This is a genomic window from Microvirga sp. 2TAF3 (assembly GCF_052114965.1).
GTDB lineage: Bacteria > Pseudomonadota > Alphaproteobacteria > Rhizobiales > Beijerinckiaceae > Microvirga.
The window spans coordinates 401,651-423,202 of record NZ_JBFRFT010000001.1; the positions used below are offsets into that span (position 1 = coordinate 401,651).

The window sequence follows — 21,552 nt, forward strand, 5'->3', positions numbered from 1 at the left end:
CAGCATCATCCGTTCGGCATCAGCGCCCGGTGTCCGCGTGACGTCATGCTCGGTGCCAAGCGGCCTGTGGGCCTTTCAACAAACAAACCCGAAGAGTGAAACCAACACCATGGTCAGCTTCCGTTACAAAACCTTCGGCTACGCAGCCCCGTCCATCGGCGCCCGTCTCGCGCCGTTCTCGTTCGAACGGCGGGCTCTGCGTCCGAACGATGTCGCGATGGAGATTCTCTATTGCGGCGTCTGCCACTCGGACCTGCACTGGGCGCGCAACGACTGGGGCTGGTCTGCCTATCCGGTCGTGCCGGGCCACGAGATCGTCGGCCGCGTGATCGAGGTCGGCTCCGAGGTCACGCGCTTCAAGGCCGGCGATCGTGTCGCCGTCGGTTGCATGGTCGATAGTTGCCAGCATTGCGACCAGTGCCGCCGGGGCGAGGAACAGCTCTGCCGGGAAGGCAACACGATGACCTATGGCGGCTTCGACCGCATCACGCAGGAGATGACCCAGGGCGGCTATTCCAAGCATGTCGTTGTCCGGCAGGAATTCGTCCTGCGGGTACCGGAAGGTCTCGACCTCTCCCGTGCTGCCCCGTTGCTCTGCGCGGGCATCACGACCTATTCCCCGCTGCGCACATGGAATGTCGGGCCGGGCAGCCGCGTCGGCGTGATCGGATTGGGCGGCCTCGGCCACATGGCGGTTAAGCTCGCGGCCGGGCTTGGCGCGCATGTGACCGTCATGAGCCGGACACCGGACAAGAAAGCCGATGCCTTAGCTCTCGGCGCCGACCGGCTTCTCGTATCCACCGACCCGGACGCGATGGCTAAAGCCGCCAATGGCTTCGATCTCATCATCGACACCGTTCCGAACAGACACGATCTCACGCCGTATCTGCCGCTGCTCGACGTGGACGGCACGCTGGTGATCGTCGGTCAGGTCGGCCCTCTCGACGAGATGTCGTCGGTGCCCCTCCTGCTCGGGCGGCGGCGCGTCGCCGGCTCGCCCATCGGGGGCATCGCCCAGACCCAAGAGCTGCTGGATTTCTGCGCCCGCAAGAACATCCTGCCCGAATGCGAGTTGATTCACATGGAGCAGATCAACGAGGCCTACGAGCGCATGGAGCGCAGCGACGTGCGGTATCGCTTCGTGATCGACATGGCGTCGCTGACCGACCCTGAGGGCGCCGCACATGCGCAGAGTGTTCCGCCCAATGCGGTTGGTTGACGGGACCGAGAGGCATTGTGCCGAAGGGCGCGTCGCTCTTCGGTTGAGGCCTGAGTGGCGGCACACGATGTCGACACCACGACCGGCGGCTTCGGACAGAAGCGAGATTACTGGGAAAGCTAAACCATGACGCAGGGTATTCAGGACAAGGTGGTGGTCATCACGGGGGCCAGCAGCGGCCTTGGCGAGGCGACGGCGCGCCGTCTCGCGCAGGATGGAGCCAAGCTGGTGCTGGGCGCACGGCGTCTCGACAGGCTCCGGACCATCGCCGAGGAGCTTTCGCTGGGCAAGAATGCCGCCATGCAGACCGACGTCACGCAGTATGACCAGGTCAGGCGCCTGGTGGACCATGCGGTGCACTCCCATGGACGCATCGACGTGATCGTCAACAATGCTGGCCTGATGCCGCACTCGCCGCTTGAACGCGGCAAGGTCGAGGATTGGGACCGCATGATCGATGTGAACATCAAGGGAGTGCTCTATGGCATCGGCGCGGCACTCCCGCACATGAAGGAGCAGAAGAGCGGCCACATCATTAATGTGTCCTCGGTCGCCGGCCACAAGGTGCGGGCAGGAGGCGCTGTCTATTCCGCGACCAAACATGCGGTCCGCATCATCTCCGAGGGACTTCGACAGGAGGTCAAGCCCTATAACATCCGCACCACCATCATCTCGCCGGGCATGGTCGCAACCGAGCTGCCCGACAGCATCACCGAGTCCGACATCGCGGAGGCCATGCGCAAGGCCTATGAAGGTGCCATTCCGGCGGAGTCCTTCGCGAACATGGTGGCCTTTGCCATGAGTCAGCCGGAAGACGTGGACGTGAACGAGATCCTGTTCAGGCCGACGAGCCAGGAATACTGACCAAGCGCCTGTGAGAAGCCGTAGAGCAGACCTTCGAAAGAAGTCTGCTTTGCGCCAAGGGCCGACATCTCATTTGCCCTAAACGCACGCTACTGGAAATTTAAAGAGGAACGGCGCGGTAGCAGGTCATCTACACCGCGCGCATATTTTAGAGTTTGCCAAAAACTCGAATAGATACCTTTTGTTGAAAGATCTAAGGCTGAGCCCTGGCTGTCGGCGCCAGCTCGCCGAGAGACAGCATCAATCGGTTGGCCCAGTTGAAAAAGACGGCTCCGTTGATGACATCCACGATCTCCAGGTCGTCAAGCCCTGCAGCATGCAGGTTTTGAATGTGTTCATCATTGAAGGTCGAGGGCGTTGCCGTGAGCGCGACGGACACTGCGATGGCGGCGTTCCATCGGCTGTCGATATCCGCGTCTGTTCCTTCATCGAGGAGGCGCTGGATATCCTCGCCGCGCTTCGAATGGACCGTCGCGAAGCGCGAATGAACGGAAGCACAGTAGATGCAGCCGTTGAAGCGGGAGGTTGCCGTCGCCGCGAGTTCCCGCTCCGCCCGTGGAAGGCCGCTGCTGACGTTGTAGAAGATGTCCTTATCCGTCTTCGTCCGAGCCTCCAGAACCTCCGGGTCCCGGGCGAGCAGAAGGAAATAGGGTGACTTGGCGCGCGAGGGGTCCACAAGGCCTGCCCAATGCCGATCGGTCAGCTCATCGGCGGATAGCGGATCCCCGCGCCGTCCTTGCTACCGCTGTCATTGACGTGCTTATTTTCCTGGCCGTTCGGATTGGCGGTTACTCAGACCGGATGCCGACATCTGGCGCCGGTAGCTGCCTGTCAGTCCGACAGAGATTGATCGGACGTAGCTGCAGATTGTTGGGGGAAATCGCGCGTGCTCAGGATTGTGTTGGTTTTGATGATGGCTGCGGCAGCCGTTTGGGGCAATGGAGCTGTAGCACAACAGCCACCCAGTACCGTCGCGTTCCACGACTCGACTTTGGGAATATCATTTCGCCATCCACAGGATTGGCGGGTTGAGAGGCTACAGCCACCGGCCGCTAATCATCTCGCGCTCCGGGCGGAGGATGGATCAGGTGCCTCCTGCGTTGTGTTGCTTGGTACGCGGGCCGGGAATGCCCCGACGGACAGCCAGATCCGACAGGGCTTTCTGACGGACCATGAAGGCTTCGTGAGCGACATGGTTGAACACGGGTACAAGCGGCACCGTCCTGGTCTCCTCAAAGGGGGCGCGTCCGAGTATTCTGGCGTGACTAAAGCTGGCCGCCTTCTCGTAAGGGGCACAAGAGGCGCGTTCTTCACCGAAGAACGTTGGATGATAGTCCATTGCTTTCAGCCGGTGCCTGTACGCAACATGAAGCCACCCTCGGCCACGAGAATGTTCAATCTCATCGCCTCGACTATTGCCTTTGGCGGCGCCTAGGCTTGGCCGCAAGAATCGCCCCACCCCCGAGTGGCCGCCCACCGACGACGCTTAGTGCGCCACCGTTGCGCCGTTGATGCCAGTTGTCGGTGAGAATGGCTGAACGCCTTAGGTAGCATGCGTGCCCGACGGGAGGTCAACCCACGGGATTCTGAACGCTTTGTCTGGTTTGAAATAAGGGTTTGCTAGGTGCTACTTGGGGGCCCACCTGGGGCCTCCTCCCCTCCTCTGCCCCTCCTGGACGAGCCGATTGCGAGCCTCGATCTGAAGCACCAGCTCGCGTTAATCCACGTGGCGCGCGACCTCGTGCGAAGCGGGCTTACGGTCGTGGTCCGTGCTGCACGATCTGCAGCTGGCCGCTGGCATAGCCGACGACGTGGTCCTCCTGAACGCCGGACGCCTCGGCGAGGCGGTGCTGACCTCAGCCCGCCTCGCCGAGACCTTCGGCGTGACCCTGATCTCGCCAGATCTCTCGCCCCATCCCTGGCACCTGACGGCGGAGCAGCGCGAGTGAAGAGCTTCAAACCTCCCGCGGAGGCAGAAGAGCTCCATCAGAGCGATCGGTTGCTTCAAAGCAGCAAGCCGTGCCGACGCGCGGTCGCATCGCCGTTCGGCCTGAAAATGAATGAGCTTGCTGGGATACTTAGCGGATCAACACCTTAGGGTGTTGTTGGTGCCCAGGAGAGGATTGTGCCAATCCGCTCCAAACGATAGTAAATTCAATAGCTTACGAGCTGCCAACTGGAAGCGTTTGTACCACTCTTTTGGACCACCGTCGAGCCTATGAAGCGACTTTCATTCCATCGATTTTACCGCAGCGAGTAGAGATAAGCTGCCACATGTCTGGCCTCGCCTCGCGAGATTCCCGTCACTGGCATCGCGGTTTTGGGATCAATGGATTTAGGGTCTTCGATCCATTGAATCAGAGTCTCGGGCGAGTTGGTGGCCACGCCACCGATATAGACGCGGGCGGCGAAGCCTTCGAGCGTCGGCCCTACCTTTCCCTGAGCGCCTGGAATGCCAGGAATGGTGTGGCAGCCTGCGCAGCCGTAGCGCCTCGTGAGATCGCGGCCGAGATCAGGATTGCCCCCCGTGAGGGCGACAGCGCGCAAACGTGCATCCTGCGCGAACTTGATCGCGTATCCGGCATAGATTCCGGCTCCCGTCAGGAGAACGAGAACGAGCCCAATAAGAATGAATCGCCGCCGCACCCGAACCGGCCTTGGAATGTGAATACCCGTGAGATGCGCCTTCGGATCGAAGACCGGGCGAGCTGCCTTCCTGCTTCTGCCTGCAGGTTGATCCTTGCCAAAGCCGAGGAGAGCTCCTGCCACACCAGCGAGCAATGTCACCGCGATGGGGGCCCAACCTCTAGCGCGCCGCATGGGCATGGCGCCCTCCCCTGGAGCGGGACGAACTGGAGCGAGCGATCCAGAACCCTGAGAGGATCAGAGCAGCGCCTGCATAGACGAGGCCGGCCGGAATCCACATGAACAGGCCCGCGAGCTGCTGGTCTTCCAGGGGCGTCAATCCCCACTCGGCTGCTCCTGATGTCTGCGCCGGATAGATGATGTGGCGCGTGAGGGAGAGAAGGATGCCGAGGAAACCCGTGTGGAGGGAGGTGACGAAGAGATAGAACACGGCCACGCCGTAACTGCGCTCACGTTCCGGGCCTTGCAACAGGGCGCGCCAGAACAGGAGGGAGGTTACGAAGAAGCTGAGATGCTGCAGCCAGTGAATCCAGGGATTGGACAAGGCCGCTTCGTAAAGAATCGGTGCGTGCCATAGCCAGACGGCCGTTCCATGGATCAGCGTGGCGACAAGAGGATTGGTGAGCCACGCCCATGAGCGCGCTACTGTTGTCGCCTGTCCGATTCCGCCGATGATGCGCCGCAGATCTGTGGGCAAGGCCCACAGCATAGCGACGGGATTACCCATGACGAGGAGCGGCGCGGCTGCTGCCATGAGGATTTCGTGCTCGATCATATGTGCGAAGAACAGCCGCTCACCGAGCCAGTGAAGCGGTGTGACGAGCGCGAAGATGAGGAGCCCCCAACCGAGCGTGAAGCAAACTGCCTGCCAGACGCGCACGCCCCGCCCCGTTCCAGCCCGGTGCCACAGGCGCAACGTGCCGACGAGATAAAGACCGCCCGACAGCGCGAGGGGCAGCGTGACCTGCGGATCCCATGTCCAAGTCGTGCCGCCCTCAAGCCAGTGCACATGACCCGCATGGGCCCGAGCCTCACCGGCTGCGAGAAATGTGACGATGAAAACCAGCGCTTTCATCGCTCGCACCCATGGAAGACGAGGCCCGCTGCGCCGTGGATCAGGATGACGATGGTGAAGAGCGCTGCGATCGCTATGCCCATCAGGGCCACGAAGCGATGCGGCCGTCCGGCCCCCGTCGAGTCGGGCAAGGGCGTCGGCGCCGACGTGACATAGCCGCGCCAGGAGAGGAAGCCTCCGAAGAGGCTGCACACCGCCATGGCGAGCGCAAAAAGCGGTATGAGCGGCACCTGATGGGCGCAGACCCACGGCACGGCCGCATAGTTGAACTGGGTGTCCAGAAGCCAGGCCGCAGGAGGGACATAGATACCGGCGGACGGAAGACCTCGTGAGAACCATCCTGTCATGGGCTCACCACCATCTCGGGAACCAGTAGATCAGCAAGTAGATCGGCGGCCATGAGGCGATAACGAAATACCAGTAGAAGGCGTTGTCGCCCACATCCGAAAAGCGCTTGCCATGACCGTGGCGCGTGAACATGAGCACCGTGAGAACGATCGTATCTCCGAGATCGGTCAGAAGATGCAGAGTGTGCAGGCCCAGGAGCAGCCACACCGCAGACCCATACGCGTTCTGATCCCAACGCACATGGAGGCCGTTGAACTCCATGATGCGAATTACCAGAAGAGCGATCCCGACGAGGCTTATGATCACGAGGTTGCGGCGTGTTGATCGAAGATCTTCACGCTCACCATCCCGCTTGGCCCGTGCATTCGGCCACGCGCTGGCGAGCAGAACGATGGTGAAAAGACTCGACCAGAGCAGATCCGGCGGCGGTGCGCTGAGCGGCCAATTCCCATTGATGAAAACGAGATAAAAATAGACGCCCGCCGCCATGGCAAAGCCCATGCCTTCGGCGACGGCAAAGGCCACAGTGCCCCACCAGATCGGACTGCGGTGACTATAGGCGTAGCTCGGCATCGAGCGTGCATTGAGAACGATCCGGTGAGGCAAGAGCTCGCCGCTCTGCGGCTGAAAAGGAGCTTTCGTCATCTCTCGTCCTCCGTGCTCGGCTTGGGCCAGAACCAACCTGTCAGCGCCAGGGCCAGTGGCGGAGTGCCCCACACGAGAGCCCAGGGAGTAAACATCGAACCGACGAAGAGAAACGTGATTGCGACCGCCGCCAGGAAGGGCCAGATTGAGGGTTCCGGCGTACTCTCGCGCAGATCAGCGCGACCGGCGGTGACGGTGGAGACGATCTGCTCCCGGTTCTCCACGCTCAAGCCCGCCACGACCGGCAAGCTATCGCGATGGGCCCAGAGCGGCTCCCGGTTGGTCACGACGGGAATGCGGTCGAAATTCTGCGGCATCGGCGGAGATGCGGCGGCCCATTCGAGCGTGCCCGCATTCCAGGGATTGCCACCGGCCAAGGGGCCGCGACGCGCACTCGTGACGATGTTGTAGAGGAATAGCAGGAAGCTTCCGAAGAAGAGAGCCGCGCCGATGGTGGAGATCATGTTGAGATTCCCCCAGCCCATCTCCGGCAGATAGGTATAGACACGCCGCGGCATGCCCATGAGCCCGGTGATGTGCATGGGGAAGAAGGCCACATTGAAACCGATGAAGGCGAGCCAGAAATGCCATTTGCCGAGGCGCTCGCTCATCATCCGCCCGGTGAATTTCGGGAACCAGTAATAGATCGCGCCGATCAGGGGAAAGACGTTTCCGCCGATGAGCACGTAGTGGAAATGCGCCACCACGAAGAACGTATCGTGGACCTGGGTGTCGAGCGGTACGGAGGCCAGCATCACGCCGGAGAGGCCGCCTGCCACGAAGATGAAGAAGAAGCCGATGACGAAGAGCAGCGGCGTGCGGAAGACGGGACGCCCATCCCACAGCGTCGCAATCCAGCAGAAGATCTGAACGCCGTTCGGGATCGCGATCAGCATGCTCGATGCCGTGAAGAAGCTCGCCCCGAGCTGCGGCAGGCCTGTGGTGAACATGTGGTGCACCCAGAGCCCGAAAGAGAGAAAACCCGTCGCGATGAGGGACAGGACGAGCGCGATGTAGCCGAAGGCCTGGCGCCGCGAGAAGGTGACGACGATGGCCGACACCCAGCCTGTTGCCGGAAGAAAGATGATGTAGACCTCCGGGTGGCCGAAGAACCAGAACAGGTGCTGAAAAAGAAGCGCATCCCCGCCTTCGCCCGGATTGAAGAAATGGGTGCCCACGAGCCGGTCCATGATCAGCAGGGCGGAGGCCGTGACAACGGCGGGCAGGGCAAAGACGATGACGAAGGAATTGACCAGTTCGGCCCAGACGAAAAGCGGGATCCGATCGAGCGTCATGCCCGGCGCGCGCAGCTTGAAGACGGTCACGATCACCGAGATCGCGACGGAGATGCCGGAGACCTCCGTGAAGGTGATCATCTGCGCCCACATGTCGGCCCGCTTGCCCGGCGAGAATTCCGGCCCTGAAAGAGGCACATAGGCGAACCATCCGACATCCGGCCCGGTGTTCAGCATGAAGGCCACCCAAATCATGAGGCCGCCGAACAGATAGACGTAATAGGAGAAGGCGTTCAGACGCGGGAAGGCGATGTTGCGCGTGCCCACCATGAGCGGCACCAGATAGACGGCGAAGGCCTCGCCGATGGGCACGCCGAAGAGGAACATCATCGTCGTGCCATGCATGGTGAAGAGCTGGTTGTAGAGATCCGGTCCGATCAGGTTGTTCTCGGGTTTCGCCAGCTGCAGGCGCATGGTGAGAGCGGCTAGCCCGCCGAGGAACAGGAAGAGGATGGCGGTGACGATGTAGCGGCGGCCGATGATCTTGTGATCGACCGTGGAGAGCGCACCGACCAGACCCTTGCGCGTCCCCCAGGTCCTGGCGAGCCGCGCCGTGAGCTCGGGCCCGTCGATCTGATCGTCGCGCAGCTCCTGCGGGCTTGGCGGACGATCCGCCTCGCTCCTCACGCCCGGAATCCCGCCGCACTCGCCCGTGGCCAGGCTCGTGACATCGGAATCCGCATCGAATTTGTGAGAAGTGATGGCCTCCGTCACTTCAACCCCTCCAGATAGGTTGCGAGCGGCTGCACCTCATCGGGCGCAAGCTGGATCATCGGCATGTTCACGCCCGGTTTGACGCCATGCGGATCGACGATCCAGGCGGCGATGTTGCCCCGCGTCGTCTCGAGAGTTCCGGCGCCGATATAGCGGCGGCTTCCCACATGGGTGAGATCCGGCGCGACCTTGCCGCCCGCATCCGTGCCGCGCACCTGATGGCACATGATACAGGGCTTCGAGAGAAAGACCTCCATGCCGCGCTGGCGCTCGGGATCATTGGGCGGAATGGCAGACGTGACCTGATGGTTGCGCCAGCGTTCGAAATCCTCCTTCGATTCCGCAACGACGAGCATGCCCATATGCGCATGCTGAAGACCGCAGAATTCCGCGCATTGGGCGCGGTAGATTCCAGGGCGATCCGCTTGGATCTGGAGCTGGTTCTGCCGTCCGGGGATCGCATCCATCTTTCCCGTCAGGTTGGGAACCCAGAAGGAATGGATCACGTCGGACGATTCGAGTTTGACCAGAACCGGCTCGCCGACGGGAATGTGAATCTCGTTGGCGGTGGTGAAGACAAGGTTCGGTTGCTCATTCTCGTAAGTGATCTTCCACCACCATTGCTGCCCCGTCACCAACAGGGTCAACACACCATCCTTATGTGAGAAGAGCACCTTTTGAGCCGCGTAGCTCAAGCCCGTGAGAGAGATTACGGTGACGAGCGTCAAAGCGGCGGCGACGGATACTGTGATGGTCATGCGTCGTTCCGTGCCGGGATCCGTCGCGAGCGGATCCGCATCGGCCGGCCGTCTTCTGCGCAGCGCCAGGAGAAGTGCTGCCATGGTCAGCACCCAGACGATGCCCAGCACCGCCACGAAGATCCAGAACATCTCTGCGAGAGCCTGGGCCGAGGGCCCCTGCGCATCGAGCGCTGATTGCCAGCCCTGGCATCCCGCCAGGAGCAGGCTCAGAAGAAGGAAGGGAAGAGCCCTCTTCATGATTGCCTCATTGCGGCATCTGCGCGGATGGCGGGACCTGACCGCCATCGATGACCTCGCCTGGCGGACGACGTTGCTCGGCAGGGCCTGGGCTCATGTCATCCTTACGTCCCGGCGCGGCGGCCTTCGGTACGTTGCGGCCCATGGATCGGATGTAAGCCGCGATCTCCCAGATCTGGTCGTCGGGAATTTTTCCGCGAAAGGAGGGCATGCCGTTCGGGCGTCCCTCGCGGATGGTCTGCACGATGTTCTCGATCTGCCCGCCATAGATCCAGCGATCGTCCATCAGAGCGGGGCCGGATCCGCCGCCGCCATTGCCATGGCAGCCGTTGCAGTTGAACCAGGCATAAAGCCTCTGTCCCTGGGAGATGTGATAGGCATTCTCCTCATATTCCTTGCCGAGGCCCGAGCGCTGCTCGGTCGGGCCGCCAGGACCTGGAGAGAGGGGCGCGAGCGCGATCTTTTCCTGCGACTCGGCCGTCACGGGATTGGGCCGGTAATCGCGATCCTCGCGCTCGCAGGCGGCGAGGGTGAATGTGAGGAGCGGCAGGACCAGAAGTACTCTCATGGCATGCGCCCTGCCTGCTTCATGCCGCCATCGAGACGCGGAACGCCATAGGCCGCCAGGATGGCATCGATGTCGGCGCGGCGGCGGGAGAGTGCGGCATCGATCTCCTGGCGCAGCGCCTCGTCCTCCTTGCGCACGGCCATGGAGATGTCGAAGACCATGGGAAGCTGCGGCCCGTCGAAAGCGGGCTTTACCGGCGCCACCTTGAGCGGCACGCTCTCATGCTGCGCGAAATAGCCGCCCATGGCGCCCCAGACGATGGCAATGTCGATCTCGCCTGCGGCGAGCGCATCGAGAATGCGCGCGGGCGGATTCGGCTGATTGTAGTCGCCATAGATCGTGTAGCCGCGCACATTGTCCACGATGCCTCTGCGGGACAGGGCATGAGCCGGCGGCGTGTTGGAACCGTCATCGCCGATGAGATGCACCCCCACCTTGACCTGCCGGAGGATCGGATCGTTGAGCGAGGACACGTCCGGCCCGTCGGCGCGCGTCACGAACACATAGGACGGGCGGTAATAAGGCGCGGTCGTGCGGACGCTTTCGAGATTGGCGGGCAGGCCGGGGACGAGATCGCAAAGCCCGGCGTTCAGCGTGTTCCGCAGGAAGCCGCGCCGCTGTGCCCACCATGTATAGCGGACCTCGGCGTTCAGCTCATGCGCGATCAGATCGACGATCTTGTTCTCGAATCCTTCCCTCGCCTCATTGGAAAACGGCAGGTTGTTGGGATCGGCGCAGACGCGAAGCTCGCGCGCCTGGGCGCCGGAAGCCAGAACGAGAAGAGCCGCGACAGAACAATTTCTAAGGGAGCTTGAAGACATAGAGCGTTCCTCCCTTGGTAGTGACGTTCTTCAGATCCCGCATGGCGTTGACGAAACCCAGGGCGGCCGTTCCATCCCGCGGGTCGAGATCGCCCGACACGATCGCGCCAGCCCATCCGCCGACGCCGGAGAGGATCGCCACATATTGCTTGCCGTCTGGGCCGCGATAGGTGGTCGGCTGTCCGATGATTCCGGATTCTGTCTTGAACTGCCACAGCACTTCACCCGTGCGGGCGTGAACGGCTTTGAACCATCCTTCCATGTTGCCGTAGAAAACCACGTCGCCCGCCGTCGCGAGTGCGCCGCTCCAGACGGGGAAGCGCTCATTGATGGTCCAGAGCTCCTTGCCCTGCCGGATATCCCAAGCCGAGAACTCGCCCATATGCCCACCAGGTCCCGGAAGAACCCGGACCTCGGCGCCGACATAGGGTGTTCCGGCGATGTAGTTCGGCTCCACGCTCTCCCAGTCCATGCACAGATTCTCGTGCGGGATGTAGAGAAGGCCGGTCTTGTGCGAGAAGGCGCTGGGGTTCCAATCCTTCGCGCCCGACGCCGTGGGGCAGATGTCGCGCACGACGCGATTGTTCACCGGCTCCTTCTCGGCATTGTACTGGATCCGTCCCGTCTTCAGATCGACGCCCGTGACCGCCGTCTGCGCCGCGTACGGCTTGGCGGAGAGCACCTCGCCGGTTGTCCGGTCAATGACATAGAGGAAGCCCGTACGCCCGGGATGGACGAGCACCTTGCGCGGCTTCCCCTCCCATTCCATGTCGAGCAGCACCATCTCGTTGATGCCGTCCCAATCGTGCAGATCGTGGGGCGCCGTCTGATAAAACCAGCGGGCCTCGCCCGTATCGGCATCGCGGGCGAAGATGCCGGCCGTCCACTTGTTGTCGCCGGGGCGCTGATTGGCATTCCAGGGACCGGGATTGCCGGTGCCGTAATAGATCAGGTTGAGGTCCGGATCGTAGGAGATCCAGCCCCACACGGAGCCCCCTCCCTGCTGCCAGGCATCCGCCGGCCAGGAGGTAACGCCCAGGTCCTTGCCTTTGTCGCTATCGTAGAAGGGCTTGAAGTTCGGTCCGATCTTCACGTCCTGATCGGGGCCGGTGCTGTAGGCCTTCCAGACGCTTTGTCCCGAATTGGCGTCGAGCGCCTGAATCCAGCCCCTTACGCCGTACTCGCCGCCCGAGATCCCGACGATCACCTTGTCCTTCACCACGAGCGGCGCCATCGTCATGGTCTCGCCCCGATTGATGTCGCCGAGCTTGGTCTTCCAGACCTCTTCACCCGTATCCGCGTTCACCGCCACCACATGAGCGTCGAGCATCGTGAAGAAGACTTTGCCATTGGCGAAGGTGGGGCCACGATTGACCACATCACAGCAGGCAACGCCCTGCGCTGCCGCCGCAGGCTTCGGATTGTACTGCCATTTTAACGGCGCGCCGGGCTGCGTCAGGTCGAGAGCGTAGAGAATGTTCGGATAGGGAGAGAGCACGTACATCGTCGTGCCGACGACGAGCGGCGCCGATTCCTGCCCCCTGTTCACCCCCGTCGAGAAGGTGAAGGCAACCTGAAGGTTCTTCACATTCTCCGTGTTGATCTCGGACAGGTCGCTGTAACGGGTGGAAGCGTAATTCTTCTGCGGGATCGTCCACTGCCCGTCCTCGGGCATCGCGGCGAAGGGCGGCGCCGAGGGCTGCGGCTGAGTCTGGGCGAGAATCGGGGAAGAGGGCTGGACGAGCAGCGAAACAGTCAGAGCGAAGGCAAGGCGGGTGAGACCCACGATGGTTCTCCGGAACGCGAAGACATACCGCCTCACGGGCGGCTCGACTCCAACCGTTCAGCTTCATCTATGTTCCCGAAAATGTGATCACGATTTGCCCCGCCAGGGCGGCGAGGCTCGGAATCCGCTATCGCCAATAGTCGCGGATGGGGATGCCATACGTATTGGCGGCATGAACCAAGATGGCCGCGCCGATGGCGCAGATCGTCCCGATGACCAGAAGGGTTACCAGAAAGCCCGGATCGCCGAAAATCCGAAAATCTTTCCTGAGGGAGCTGATCTGTGGCTTTGCCATGCATCGGTAACGATAAAGAAGGCCGGCATGTTCCCGATCCGCTCACTCGACGGCCCGGCGGGCCCAGAAGCCCCGGCCCGGATCGTAACCCCAGACGGCGAGGCTGAAGAACACCGTGAGGGACAGGATGCAGACGAGAAAGGCAAGCGGCTCCAGCTGCAGATAGAGCGCGAAGCGGATCAGCTCGACCGCGTGCGAGAACGGGTTTGCCCAGGCAAGCCCCGCCAGAAGCGGGCTGACCTCCTCCAGACGCCAGAGAGGGTAGAGTGCCGTGGAGGCGAAGAAGGCCGGAAAGATGACGAAATTCATGACGCCCGCGAAATTCTCGAGCTGGCGGATGAGGGAGGACAGCGCGAGGCCGAAAGCCCCGAGCATCAGTCCCGCGAGCACCAGCGCGGGCAGCGCCGCCACATAGCCGAGAACCGGCGGGCGGACATCCCAGAAGCGAGCCAGCAGCAGGAAGGCATAGACGACGGGCAGGACCGCGATCGTGCCGGCGATGAGACGCGCGCCCAAAAGCCACCATCGCGGCAGGGGTGCGGTGAGGAGAACCCGCATCGATCCCATCTCCCGGTCGTAGACCATGGACAGGGAATTCTGCATGCCGTGAAAGAGCAGCATCATCCCGACCAGTCCCGGGACGATATAGACCTCGTAGAGAATGTAGGTCTTGTAGGGCGGGATGATGGAGAGGCCGAGCACGGAACGGAAGCCCACCGCAAAGATGCCGAGCCAGACGAGCGGGCGCACGATCGAGGCAGCGAAGCGCCCATGCTGCCCCACGAAACGCAACATTTCCCGGCGCATGATTCCGAGGAAGGCGAGAGCGGCGTGGCGCATCCTCATGCGGCTTCTCCCGTCAGGCGCAGGAATGCGTCTTCGATCGCTCCGGACGAGGCCAGCTCGCACGCCCTACCCGTCCAGCGCACCGATCCGCGATGGAGCACCGCGAGCCCGTCCATGGGCTGCACCTCGTCGAGCATGTGCGTGGCCCAGAGCACGCTGATCCCTTCCCTGCACAGGGAGCGAACATGCCCGAGAAGCATGTGCCGTCCGGCCACGTCGAGGCCGGCCGTCGCCTCGTCGACGACGAGAAGGCGCGGAGCGTGCAGGAGCGCGCGGGCGATCTCGACCCGCCGGCGCAACCCTCCCGACAGGGCCCGCACCTTATCGCCGCCTCGTTCGGCCACGCCCAGACGCTCCATTTCGGCGCAGGCCCGCTTCAGGCCCTCTGCGCGTGACAACCCGTGCAGCGCCGCGTGATAGGTAAGATTATCCGCGACGGTGAGGTCGAGATCGAGCGTCGGCATCTGGAAGACGACGCCGAGGCGAGCCAATGCCGGCAGCGGATCGCGGCGAATGGAATGTCCGAAGATGCGGATGTCGCCCTGCTGCGCGTTGTACAATCCCGTGACGAGAGAAACGAGCGTGGTCTTGCCCGCTCCGTTGGGGCCGAGCAGGACCGTGAAGGTGCCCGGTTCCACCGCGAGGTTCACATCGCAGAGAGCCTTGCGCGCTCCGAACCCGTGGCTGAGGTTCTCGATCGTGAGAGCCGTCATGGCGCCACCACGATTCCCCAGGGCGAGCGACCGACGCCGATGGTCTTCACGACCTCCTGCTCGGCAAGCTCGATGACGGAGACGTCGCTTGAATTGCCGTTCGCCGTATAAAGACGCTTGCCGCCCGGTGAGAGCGCAATGTGCCAGACCCTCTGTCCGACCAGATAGAGACGCAGCACCTTGAACGTTTTCGCATCGACCTCGGCGACGCGGTTGGCTGGTCCCAAGGCGACATAGGCCCGCGATCCATCGGCTGAAAGCTGAATGCCGACCGCCTGCACGAGTTCACGCGGAACGCCGGGCACCTCGAAGCCAACCTTCGCCAGAGATTTTCGCGTCTCGGCGTCAAACACCTCCACCGTTCCGCGCAGCTCGGACGACACCCAGATCTGCCTGCTGTCGGCAGAAACCTGCGCCACGCGGGGGCGGGTATCCACCAGGATATTGTCGATGAGTTCAAAGCTCGCTGCATCGATGACGTGGAGCATGCTCGTGGTCTCGGACGTGTTCACCACGATACGGCCATCGGGGCTCGCGCCCATGCCCTCGGGCTCCACGCCGACCTCGACCTCAGTGAGAATGCGCCGCTCCGGAATATCGAGCACGGACACGAGATTGTCGTTCTCATTGGCCACGAACAGCCGGCGACCGTCCGGATGCAGAACGAACAATTCCGGGTCTTCGCCTGAGGGGAGCGAGCCTTCCACCGCCCGGGTCCTCAGATCGACCACATCGATGCGGTTGTCATCGCCGACCGCCACATAGAGCTTCTGTTTGTCAGCACTCAATGCAATCCCGCGCGGCCGCCGCCCGACGGGAATGGTGGCGGCAAGGGCGAGCGTCTTTCCGTCAATGACGGATATCGTGTTGTCCTGTTCGTTGGACACATAGATGGTATCCGCGAGAGCAGGCTGCAAAGCAAAAGCAACTCCGAGGAGGATGGCGATCAGAAGCGGCATCGGCTTTCCTCCTGGTCGAATCCCAGCGTGTCGAGTTCGGAGCCCCGATGCAGATAGCCCGCCTGCGGCGAGACGGAGACGAGAAGCCTCGGGCCTGCGATCAGGATCGGCTGGCGCATCTGCCCGTCCCAGGCGCGGAAGCTCTGCCCCTGTCCCTTGAAGCCGGAAAGAATGAAATCCGGTCCGCGCAGATAGGCGGTGATGGCGGCAGGATCACTGCTTCCGGAACGGATGGCGGCTTCCCCGATGGCGCGCACCGCTGCCCAGGCGGCATAATCGACGGCGGTCATGCGACGGCCTGACAATTTCTCGAAGCGAGATTGCAGCTGCGTTGCGCCCCATTGCTCGGACACGGCGCTCCATCCGGTGGTGACGAGCCCATGCGTGCCGGCCACAGGTCGAGGCCGCGTCGTGCGATAGGATAGGTAGTCTCCGAATTCATTCATCTCGTCCGCGACCATGAGCACGTCATGGTCCGATACCTGAGTCAGAGCCGGAATCTCGCTCTGCAAGGTCACATGGCCCGTATCGGTGCGCGCGTGCCCTGGCTTGAAGGTCCAGTCCTTCTCGGCAATGATCTCGGCACCGAAGCGCGTGGCTGCACGACGGAAGGCTTGTGCCTGCAACTTGTCGCCGGGAGTGCTGCCCGTCACGAGGAGCCAGCGCCGCCAACGCTTCGCCATCAGGTATTGCGCCAAGGCGTCGGCCAGCATGGCGCGGCTCGGGATGGTGTGAAGCAGATTGGCGCGGCAGGCTTCGCTGCGAAGAGCATCGTCAGGCGCGCGGGCGTTGAGAAGAAGCATATCGCGCGCCTCTGGAGCAGAAGCCGCTGCCGTGAGGAGCGCGGCATCGAGATCAGTCACGACGAATCTGATCCCCTCCTTTGTCAGATCGCGGATGGCATTTTCCGGCTTGTCATCCTTCGCAAGAATGCGCTCCACCAGCGTGAAGCGCTGCTTGGTGAAACGGCCGGTGGTAGCATTGTCGGCAATGCCGAGGCGCGTGCCCGCGATGCCTTCATCCCGAATTTCTCTGTCGAGTGGCGAAACGGGTTGAACGGGATCGCGCACCTGCGTCATGAAACCGATGGCGATGGTCTTCTCCTGGGCCGAGGCTGGGTCTGCCAGGATCAAGATAAACAAAGCCAGGAGCAGCTTCATTCCGCAGCCCTCGCGGGTCGGATCGGCCTGTCGTCGACGATCCGCGCGGGCGAGCCGTCGAGCCTGATTACGCGATGCGCAAGCGCAGCGGCTTCGTGCCAGTGATGGGTCACTAGAATCGTCGTCGCGCGAAGCATCTTCAGCTGCATGGCTACGAGATTCTGCATATCCCTCGCGGTTTCCTCGTCCAAAGCGGAGAAGGGTTCATCCAGCAGCAGAAGTTGCGGCTCGACGGCGAGCGCGCGAGCCAGCGACACACGCCGCGCCATGCCGAGGGACAGACGCTGAGGATAGACACCCTCCGTGCCCGCAAGCCCGACTTGGGTCAGCCATGCGTCAGCCTTTTCCGGATGATCGGGGATCACGAGTTCCAGGTTCTCGCGAGCGGTGCGCCAGGGTAGGAGGCGCGGAGACTGAAAGAGATAGCCGATTGTCTCTGGGCGCCCCCCGACCGATCCGGTAAAATCCCGGTCGAGCCCAGCGACGATATGAAGAAGGCTCGATTTGCCGATGCCCGACGGGCCGACAAGGGCGCAGACCTCGCCCTCTGCGAGATCGAGGGAGAAATGATCGAACACGGCGCGCGCAGGCGCATCCGCCCATGCGGGAAAAATCTTCTGCTGAATGCGGATGCGTATCGTCATCGCCGCCACACATCCATGCGGCGGTCGAGCGGCGCGAAGACCAAGAGCTCGATCAACAGGACACAGGCGACGAAGGCCGCCGCATAGGCCATCACACGTGGCACATCGAAAAGCTGGAAATAGCTCTGCAGCTGAAAGCCGACACCATTGGATCGCCCCAGAAGCTCCGCCACGAGCACGATCTTCCAGATCAGCGCGAGACCGTTGCGCGCGGCGCCTAGAAGATAAGGCGCCAGCTGCGGAATGATGATGTCCCGTAATGTCGTCCAGGGGCCGAGCCTATAGACCTGCGCCACTTCCGCATAGTCTCGGTCCAGCGCCCGCGCGCCTTCGCGAAGCGTCACCGCCACATTGGGGATCTTGTTGAGCGCCACCGCTACAAGCAGTGCTGTCTCCACCAGGCCTAGCCAGATATAGGTGAGGATAATGACGACGAGGGCCGGTACGTTGAGCAGGATCACGAGCCAAGGATTGAGCCAGGGGTCGAGCGCGCGCCATAAGCCGAGCGCGATGCCGAGCGCGGCCCCGATCACCATGGCGATGACGAAGCTGACGCCGACGCGTGCAAGCGTTATGCCGAGGTGATGGAACAGGACGCCATTTCGCGCCTCGCCGATCAGGCTTGCCAGAACAGCAGCAGGCCCCGGCAGGAGACGGCTGTCGGCGAAAACCGCTCCGATCTGCCACAGCCCTATGAACAGCAGCACGGAGGCAAATCCCTGCCACCCTCCTCCGCTCCGGATGTCAGCAGCGCGCATCGGCAGCCTCAATAGGATACGAAAGGCCAAAAGGTCTTTGGATCCAAGACCCTGGCTTTTCCGACCAGCCTCTCTCCGCCAATGCTGGCCAAGATAGCATAAAGATCGGCACATGCCTTTCTCTGGGCATCTCCCCAATGCTCCGGGATACCAGCGCGAAAGCCTGCTCTCAGCGATGCCAGGACAGCTGGGTCATCGGTGCCGATCTGAGGCGCCAGACGTGTCCACGCCTCCCCCGAACTCGCAAGCAGCATCTTGGCCTCTCGCGATGCCGCGACGAAGCCTTGCAGTGCAGCTTGTTCATGCTGAGCCCAATCATCGCGAAACGCATAGCCGAGCATCGGTACATCGCCGCCCATGCCGAGACGGTGGATCATATCCTCTACTGTGAGCAATGGGCGCGCTCCTTCAGCCTCAAGCCGGGCGGCATAGTGCCAATAGGTCAGAACAGCATCGATCCGCCCACGTTCCAACTCCTCGTTCAGTAGTGGAGGAGCCCCAAAAACAGGCTCCATTGTTTCCACCGGGTCGATATCAAACTCTTTCTGTGCATAGGCTCTGAGAAGAAGCCAACTTTTGTCGAGAGGGCCGCCAGCAACTCCAATCCGCAAACCTTTGAGATCCGCGAGGCTCTTGATGCCCGAATCCTGAGAAATCATGAGCACACCGACCGCCTTCGAATAGGGAATGAAGCTGAACGAAGCTCCCTCACTTCTTTGACGAGCCACCCAAGGCCAATCCGTCACGATCATATCCACTGCACCGGCCTGCAACGCGACCTTGGCCGCTTCATTGGAGGCGAGTTCGACCGGGACAAGGGCAATCCCATGCTTACGGTCGAGACCTTCGTGACGAAGCGTGTCGATTTCCCAAGCGACGGTCCCGAACCTGAGCACGCCGACTCTGATGGGTTGGCTCTCTTGCGCAAAAGCTGGCCCAAAGGCGACCAGCACAAAAATGAACCAAGCAATCCTGAACAGCATGGTCGGTCCTGGCGGTGACGGCCACCGTTAACCGCCAAGCTTTGATTTTGTTCCGTGCTTCAACCTTTGGCCGAGAGAGCAGGTTGTGCCAGCACGCTCTCCCCGTATCCTACATGCTGTTTTCCATCAGTACATGAAGCAATTTTAGGTTTACTGGAGCCATTCAGAAGTTGGCTTTGGAGTACTTGGATTATTGATCTAGGCAGAAGAATGGCGCCCAGCGGAGGATTGTCTCTTACGGGCCTGAAACCGAGGCGAAATAAGGCTTTTTGGAACTGCCTACTGGAGACGTTTGTACCACCTCCTTGGACCACCGTCGAGAAACTATGTAGCCCTTATGAAGGTTGTATTTCCCTAGCCTCCATCTTCTCTATAAGGTTAGTGCCTGCTGCTGATCAACAAGGCAGCATGTTAAAAATTACCTCTTTGGGGCAGAGGCAAATGCACATTACCAAGAAGGGTTGGCCGATCCTTTCAGTTTGTGGGATCAAGAGCAGAATTGATACCCAACCAGACTATCAGAGACCTGCCGTTTGGACTTTGTCTCAGAAGCAATTGCTGATTGACACAATCCTACGCGGTTATGATGTGCCAAAGTTCTATTGGCGAAAGGTGGCCCTCAATCCTGATCGATACGAGGTTGTTGATGGGCAGCAGCGCATTCGAGCGATCTGGGGCTTTCAGGCAGGTGAATATAGTCTTTCTAGAAAGGCTGACTCGATTGGGGCATACAACATATCAGGACGGCATTATGATCAGCTTCCAGATGATCTACGCCTCCTGTTCGATACCTATAATCTTGATGTCGTAACGGTAGATGAGGCCGATGAAGATGAAGTCCGGGAGATGTTCCTACGGCTTCAAAACGGCACTACCCTGAAAGCTCAGGAAAAGCGCAATGCTATGCCTGGTAGAATGAGAGACTTCATCAAGGAAACATCAAAGCATACATTCTTTCAGAATTGCGGCTTCTCTAACGCTCGCTTCACCTTCGATCTCGTAACAGCACAAATGACATTGATCGAGCTTTCAGGCGGCCCAACCAATGTCAAGAATGCCGATCTCAATAGGATGTATGAGAAGCATGAGGACTTTGACGCATCCGGAGCGAAGGCTAAGAAAATCAAACGAGTTTTGAACTTCTTGTGCGGAGCTTTTCCAGAAAAGACGCCTGAACTTGAGCGTTACAGCACTGTATCTCTTTATATGTTAGCTTCACATCTATTGGAGCGCTATGCTGCAATTGAGCGCCAGAAAGAACTGGCCGATTGGTTTATCGCGTTCGAAGCCTGGAGACGGGACCAGCGGGAACTTCCTGTTGATGAGGCTGATCCAGAAGTCATCGTCTATCACGAAAAGACAAGCCACAGTACCGATGCTGAGGATAGCCTGAGATTTCGCCATGATTATCTACTAAGGAAATTTTTGGAATATGCTCCCGGCATAGAGCTGAAAGACAATCAGCGACTGTTTACGCACGATCAACGCATGGCTATTTACCGTAGAGACAAAGGTCTATGCCAAGTAAGAATCAAGTGCGTCGGCGAAAAATGTGAATGGGATAATTGGGAAGCAGACCATATTATTGCGTGGGCAGCGGGAGGAAAGACGACTGTCGCTAACGGCCAGGTTGCCTGTCTCGCATGCAATGCTTCCAAGGGAGCATTCCCCTCACTTGCCGGGACCAAAAGCGCTTAAGACTCTGCTCAATCTTAAGGTGATTTGGCGCACAGAGAGATAAGGTAGATGAGCCTCGTCTCTCTGTGCAGATACTGAGGAATTTGCTGCCTCCTCGCTGCTGGCTCTCTCACCGGCTGATGGGTGCTCGATGGCTAAACGGATGGTTAACCGTCATTGAATTACCCTTATTACAGCCTAGGAGCGGGGCATGGCTGACACAACGATAGAGTGGACAGATTCGACATGGAATCCGGTGGCTGGGTGCGCTATTGCCACCGCTGGCTGCACGAATTGCTATGCCATGCGGATGGCGGCTCGGCTTGAGGCTATGGGGGTTGAGAAATATGCCGGGCTAACTCGCAAGTCTGGCGGCCGGGCAAAATGGACGGGCAAGATCACGCTGGACCATAGCGCGCTCAGTATTCCAGGGACTTGGAGCAAGCCGCTTTCTTACACTCCGATGCCCTTCGGCTTTTGATCGGCTACCCCCGAACCGCCTGATTAGCGCCGAGGACCGAGTCCATATGGGACTGGC

General features: G+C 61.0%; 22 protein-coding genes and 2 pseudogenes. 5 read left to right on the plus strand and 19 right to left on the minus strand.

What is annotated here, in order from left to right:
* Positions 1 to 109 precede the first annotated feature (109 nt).
* Together AB4Y97_RS01810 and AB4Y97_RS01815 are read left to right on the plus strand one after the other, a co-directional pair.
* On the plus strand, positions 110 to 1,219 hold the full coding sequence (locus AB4Y97_RS01810; RefSeq protein WP_441997278.1) for an NAD(P)-dependent alcohol dehydrogenase: 1,110 nt from the start codon (positions 110 to 112) through the stop codon (positions 1,217 to 1,219).
* Positions 1,220 to 1,345: 126 nt separating this feature from the next.
* The gene (locus AB4Y97_RS01815; RefSeq protein ID WP_441997279.1) at positions 1,346 to 2,083 is read left to right on the plus strand and encodes an SDR family oxidoreductase; all 738 of its coding nucleotides are present in this window, start codon (positions 1,346 to 1,348) and stop codon (positions 2,081 to 2,083) included.
* A 193-nt stretch (positions 2,084 to 2,276) separates the two neighbouring features.
* Here the strand turns inward: AB4Y97_RS01815 and AB4Y97_RS01820 are convergent.
* Together AB4Y97_RS01820 and AB4Y97_RS01825 are read right to left on the minus strand one after the other, a co-directional pair.
* Positions 2,277 to 2,807 (minus strand): annotated as a pseudogene (locus AB4Y97_RS01820) (alkylhydroperoxidase domain protein); the annotation flags it as partial.
* A gap of 360 nt (positions 2,808 to 3,167) precedes the next feature.
* Positions 3,168 to 3,302, minus strand: coding sequence for a hypothetical protein (locus tag AB4Y97_RS01825; RefSeq protein ID WP_441997280.1), 135 nt, complete (start codon positions 3,300 to 3,302; stop codon positions 3,168 to 3,170).
* Positions 3,303 to 3,894: 592 nt separating this feature from the next.
* Between AB4Y97_RS01825 and AB4Y97_RS01830 the strand changes: the two genes are divergently transcribed.
* On the plus strand, positions 3,895 to 4,032 hold the full coding sequence (locus AB4Y97_RS01830) for a hypothetical protein (RefSeq protein WP_441997281.1): 138 nt from the start codon (positions 3,895 to 3,897) through the stop codon (positions 4,030 to 4,032).
* 295 nt (positions 4,033 to 4,327) lie between these two features.
* Here AB4Y97_RS01830 and AB4Y97_RS01835 read toward each other — a convergent pair whose 3' ends face one another.
* The 17 genes from AB4Y97_RS01835 to AB4Y97_RS01915 all read right to left on the minus strand — a co-directional run bounded on the left by AB4Y97_RS01835 (position 4,328) and on the right by AB4Y97_RS01915 (position 19,337).
* The gene (locus AB4Y97_RS01835; protein ID WP_441997282.1) at positions 4,328 to 4,909 is read right to left on the minus strand and encodes a c-type cytochrome; all 582 of its coding nucleotides are present in this window, start codon (positions 4,907 to 4,909) and stop codon (positions 4,328 to 4,330) included.
* Positions 4,890 to 5,804 carry a cytochrome c oxidase assembly protein gene (locus tag AB4Y97_RS01840; protein WP_441997283.1) on the minus strand — a complete coding sequence of 305 codons (915 nt, stop codon included), beginning with the start codon at positions 5,802 to 5,804 and terminating at the stop codon, positions 4,890 to 4,892. Before AB4Y97_RS01840 ends, AB4Y97_RS01835 begins: the two co-directional genes overlap by 20 nt.
* Complete coding sequence (locus AB4Y97_RS01845) at positions 5,801 to 6,151, minus strand: hypothetical protein (RefSeq protein ID WP_441997284.1); 351 nt, start codon at positions 6,149 to 6,151, stop codon at positions 5,801 to 5,803. The genes AB4Y97_RS01840 and AB4Y97_RS01845 overlap by 4 nt, the downstream gene beginning before the upstream one ends.
* A gap of 4 nt (positions 6,152 to 6,155) precedes the next feature.
* Positions 6,156 to 6,797 (minus strand): cytochrome c oxidase subunit 3, encoded by a 642-nt coding sequence (locus tag AB4Y97_RS01850; RefSeq protein WP_441997285.1) that lies wholly within the window; start codon positions 6,795 to 6,797, stop codon positions 6,156 to 6,158.
* A complete protein-coding gene (gene ctaD / locus AB4Y97_RS01855) occupies positions 6,794 to 8,680 on the minus strand; it encodes a cytochrome c oxidase subunit I (RefSeq protein ID WP_441997408.1) in 1,887 nt (628 codons plus the stop codon). The genes AB4Y97_RS01850 and ctaD overlap by 4 nt, the downstream gene beginning before the upstream one ends.
* 122 nt (positions 8,681 to 8,802) lie before the next feature.
* Positions 8,803 to 9,804, minus strand: a complete 1,002-nt coding sequence (gene coxB, locus AB4Y97_RS01860; RefSeq protein ID WP_441997286.1) for a cytochrome c oxidase subunit II — start codon at positions 9,802 to 9,804, stop codon at positions 8,803 to 8,805.
* Positions 9,805 to 9,811: 7 nt separating this feature from the next.
* Positions 9,812 to 10,372 (minus strand): c-type cytochrome, encoded by a 561-nt coding sequence (locus AB4Y97_RS01865; protein WP_441997287.1) that lies wholly within the window; start codon positions 10,370 to 10,372, stop codon positions 9,812 to 9,814.
* Complete coding sequence (locus AB4Y97_RS01870; protein ID WP_441997288.1) at positions 10,369 to 11,193, minus strand: substrate-binding domain-containing protein; 825 nt, start codon at positions 11,191 to 11,193, stop codon at positions 10,369 to 10,371. The genes AB4Y97_RS01865 and AB4Y97_RS01870 overlap by 4 nt, the downstream gene beginning before the upstream one ends.
* Entirely contained in the window at positions 11,174 to 12,979 is a 1,806-nt protein-coding gene (locus tag AB4Y97_RS01875; RefSeq protein WP_441997289.1) for a methanol/ethanol family PQQ-dependent dehydrogenase, read from the minus strand. Before AB4Y97_RS01875 ends, AB4Y97_RS01870 begins: the two co-directional genes overlap by 20 nt.
* Before the next feature lie 127 nt (positions 12,980 to 13,106).
* Positions 13,107 to 13,274, minus strand: coding sequence for a hypothetical protein (locus AB4Y97_RS01880; RefSeq protein WP_441997290.1), 168 nt, complete (start codon positions 13,272 to 13,274; stop codon positions 13,107 to 13,109).
* Positions 13,275 to 13,316: 42 nt separating this feature from the next.
* On the minus strand, positions 13,317 to 14,120 hold the full coding sequence (locus AB4Y97_RS01885) for an ABC transporter permease (RefSeq protein ID WP_441997291.1): 804 nt from the start codon (positions 14,118 to 14,120) through the stop codon (positions 13,317 to 13,319).
* The gene (locus AB4Y97_RS01890; RefSeq protein ID WP_441997292.1) at positions 14,117 to 14,833 is read right to left on the minus strand and encodes an ABC transporter ATP-binding protein; all 717 of its coding nucleotides are present in this window, start codon (positions 14,831 to 14,833) and stop codon (positions 14,117 to 14,119) included. The genes AB4Y97_RS01885 and AB4Y97_RS01890 overlap by 4 nt, the downstream gene beginning before the upstream one ends.
* On the minus strand, positions 14,830 to 15,792 hold the full coding sequence (locus tag AB4Y97_RS01895) for a PQQ-dependent catabolism-associated beta-propeller protein (RefSeq protein ID WP_441997293.1): 963 nt from the start codon (positions 15,790 to 15,792) through the stop codon (positions 14,830 to 14,832). The genes AB4Y97_RS01890 and AB4Y97_RS01895 overlap by 4 nt, the downstream gene beginning before the upstream one ends.
* Positions 15,780 to 16,952, minus strand: coding sequence for an ABC transporter substrate-binding protein (locus tag AB4Y97_RS01900; protein WP_441997294.1), 1,173 nt, complete (start codon positions 16,950 to 16,952; stop codon positions 15,780 to 15,782). Before AB4Y97_RS01900 ends, AB4Y97_RS01895 begins: the two co-directional genes overlap by 13 nt.
* The gene (locus AB4Y97_RS01905; RefSeq protein ID WP_441997295.1) at positions 16,949 to 17,596 is read right to left on the minus strand and encodes an ABC transporter ATP-binding protein; all 648 of its coding nucleotides are present in this window, start codon (positions 17,594 to 17,596) and stop codon (positions 16,949 to 16,951) included. Before AB4Y97_RS01905 ends, AB4Y97_RS01900 begins: the two co-directional genes overlap by 4 nt.
* Positions 17,593 to 18,354: an ABC transporter permease gene (locus tag AB4Y97_RS01910; protein ID WP_441997296.1), complete on the minus strand. Its 762-nt coding sequence runs from the start codon at positions 18,352 to 18,354 to the stop codon at positions 17,593 to 17,595. Before AB4Y97_RS01910 ends, AB4Y97_RS01905 begins: the two co-directional genes overlap by 4 nt.
* Before the next feature lie 8 nt (positions 18,355 to 18,362).
* The gene (locus AB4Y97_RS01915) at positions 18,363 to 19,337 is read right to left on the minus strand and encodes an ABC transporter substrate-binding protein (protein ID WP_441997297.1); all 975 of its coding nucleotides are present in this window, start codon (positions 19,335 to 19,337) and stop codon (positions 18,363 to 18,365) included.
* 408 nt (positions 19,338 to 19,745) lie between these two features.
* On the opposite strand from AB4Y97_RS01915, the gene AB4Y97_RS01920 reads away from it, so the two are divergent.
* Complete coding sequence (locus AB4Y97_RS01920; RefSeq protein ID WP_441997298.1) at positions 19,746 to 21,035, plus strand: HNH endonuclease family protein; 1,290 nt, start codon at positions 19,746 to 19,748, stop codon at positions 21,033 to 21,035.
* A 190-nt stretch (positions 21,036 to 21,225) separates the two neighbouring features.
* Positions 21,226 to 21,462, plus strand: a pseudogene (locus tag AB4Y97_RS01925) (DUF5131 family protein); the annotation flags it as partial.
* Positions 21,463 to 21,552 lie beyond the last annotated feature (90 nt).

Bases quoted from the DNA above. Each gene is read 5' to 3' on its own strand.
- AB4Y97_RS01810 (WP_441997278.1), top strand. From the start codon at position 110: ATGGTCAGCTTCCGTTACAAAACCTTCGGCTACGCAGCCCCGTCCATC.
- AB4Y97_RS01815 (WP_441997279.1), top strand. From the start codon at position 1,346: ATGACGCAGGGTATTCAGGACAAGGTGGTGGTCATCACGGGGGCCAGC.
- AB4Y97_RS01835 (WP_441997282.1), bottom strand. From the start codon at position 4,909: ATGCCCATGCGGCGCGCTAGAGGTTGGGCCCCCATCGCGGTGACATTG.
- AB4Y97_RS01840 (WP_441997283.1), bottom strand. From the start codon at position 5,804: ATGAAAGCGCTGGTTTTCATCGTCACATTTCTCGCAGCCGGTGAGGCT.
- AB4Y97_RS01845 (WP_441997284.1), bottom strand. From the start codon at position 6,151: ATGACAGGATGGTTCTCACGAGGTCTTCCGTCCGCCGGTATCTATGTC.
- AB4Y97_RS01850 (WP_441997285.1), bottom strand. From the start codon at position 6,797: ATGACGAAAGCTCCTTTTCAGCCGCAGAGCGGCGAGCTCTTGCCTCAC.
- coxB (WP_441997286.1), bottom strand. From the start codon at position 9,804: ATGAAGAGGGCTCTTCCCTTCCTTCTTCTGAGCCTGCTCCTGGCGGGA.
- AB4Y97_RS01865 (WP_441997287.1), bottom strand. From the start codon at position 10,372: ATGAGAGTACTTCTGGTCCTGCCGCTCCTCACATTCACCCTCGCCGCC.
- AB4Y97_RS01870 (WP_441997288.1), bottom strand. From the start codon at position 11,193: ATGTCTTCAAGCTCCCTTAGAAATTGTTCTGTCGCGGCTCTTCTCGTT.
- AB4Y97_RS01880 (WP_441997290.1), bottom strand. From the start codon at position 13,274: ATGGCAAAGCCACAGATCAGCTCCCTCAGGAAAGATTTTCGGATTTTC.
- AB4Y97_RS01885 (WP_441997291.1), bottom strand. From the start codon at position 14,120: ATGAGGATGCGCCACGCCGCTCTCGCCTTCCTCGGAATCATGCGCCGG.
- AB4Y97_RS01890 (WP_441997292.1), bottom strand. From the start codon at position 14,833: ATGACGGCTCTCACGATCGAGAACCTCAGCCACGGGTTCGGAGCGCGC.
- AB4Y97_RS01895 (WP_441997293.1), bottom strand. From the start codon at position 15,792: ATGCCGCTTCTGATCGCCATCCTCCTCGGAGTTGCTTTTGCTTTGCAG.
- AB4Y97_RS01900 (WP_441997294.1), bottom strand. From the start codon at position 16,952: ATGAAGCTGCTCCTGGCTTTGTTTATCTTGATCCTGGCAGACCCAGCC.
- AB4Y97_RS01905 (WP_441997295.1), bottom strand. From the start codon at position 17,596: ATGACGATACGCATCCGCATTCAGCAGAAGATTTTTCCCGCATGGGCG.
- AB4Y97_RS01910 (WP_441997296.1), bottom strand. From the start codon at position 18,354: ATGCGCGCTGCTGACATCCGGAGCGGAGGAGGGTGGCAGGGATTTGCC.
- AB4Y97_RS01915 (WP_441997297.1), bottom strand. From the start codon at position 19,337: ATGCTGTTCAGGATTGCTTGGTTCATTTTTGTGCTGGTCGCCTTTGGG.
- AB4Y97_RS01920 (WP_441997298.1), top strand. From the start codon at position 19,746: ATGTTAAAAATTACCTCTTTGGGGCAGAGGCAAATGCACATTACCAAG.